Below are 724 nucleotides of genomic sequence, written 5' to 3'. Positions count from 1 at the left end.
CGCCGACGAACGTGGTCTTGCCCACGCCGAAGCCGCCCGCCACCACGATCTTCGCGCTGGTCGTCGACCGTCCCCCGGCGGCCGCACCGCCGCTAGAGCTTCCGAAGTCCACTGAGCACCCTTTCGAGCAGCGTCACATCCGGCGTGCCGCCGGCCTCTCCGTTTCCTGGCTGGTGGATCGCCACCATGCCCGCCTCCGCCAGGTCGGCGACGAGGATCCGGGCCACCCCGAGCGGCATCGACAGCAGTGCCGACACCTCGGCCACGGACTTCACCTCACGGCAGAGGTGGCAGATCCGCTGGTGCTCGGGGAGCAGCCCGGCGAGGTGCGCCGGGTCGGCCGTGGTGGACACCAGCGCCTCGATGGCGAGCTGGTACCGGGGACGGGTCCGTCCGCCGGTCATCGCATAGGGACGGACCAACGGCTGATCGCCTTCATGCCCGTACGAGGCGTCGTCGAGCGACACGCCGTACGGGTCGTGAGAGGCGGGGGGCGGGGTCATGAATCCTCCGGTCGTGACAGCAGGTGGTCTGCGTGCCGTCTGACTGGGCCGGTGGGGGGCCGAGTGGGGCGGCCGACGGTGTAGATGACACAAAGGCGACAGGCGGGTACGGAGGGGCGTACCCGCCTGGCCGGGCTAGTGGAGCAGGCTTCCCTGGAGCTCCGCGCGCAGGTCCGGGGTGAGGACGCTGCCCGCGCGGTCCACGAGAAGGGCCATCTCGT

At 71.1% G+C, this 724-nt stretch carries 1 protein-coding gene and 2 pseudogenes; all 3 read right to left on the bottom strand.

Features of this window, described 5'->3' with window-relative positions; genetic code table 11:
* Nucleotides 1-112, bottom strand: a pseudogene (locus IE106_RS30005) (ATP-binding protein); the annotation flags it as partial.
* Nucleotides 93-503, bottom strand: a complete 411-nt coding sequence (locus IE106_RS30000) for a DUF742 domain-containing protein (RefSeq protein WP_189538383.1) — start codon at nucleotides 501-503, stop codon at nucleotides 93-95. The gene IE106_RS30000 and the pseudogene IE106_RS30005, both read right to left, overlap by 20 nt.
* 135 nt (nucleotides 504-638) lie before the next feature.
* A pseudogene (locus IE106_RS29995) lies at nucleotides 639-724 on the bottom strand (roadblock/LC7 domain-containing protein); the annotation flags it as partial.

Source organism: Streptomyces roseolilacinus (assembly GCF_014649335.1).
Classification (GTDB): Bacteria; Actinomycetota; Actinomycetes; order Streptomycetales; family Streptomycetaceae; genus Streptomyces; species Streptomyces roseolilacinus.
The sequence above is the reverse complement of the archived record's forward strand: the minus strand, read 5'-3'. Positions and strand labels throughout refer to the sequence as shown.

Bases quoted from the DNA above. Each gene is read 5' to 3' on its own strand.
- IE106_RS30000 (WP_189538383.1), bottom strand. From the start codon at position 503: ATGACCCCGCCCCCCGCCTCTCACGACCCGTACGGCGTGTCGCTCGAC.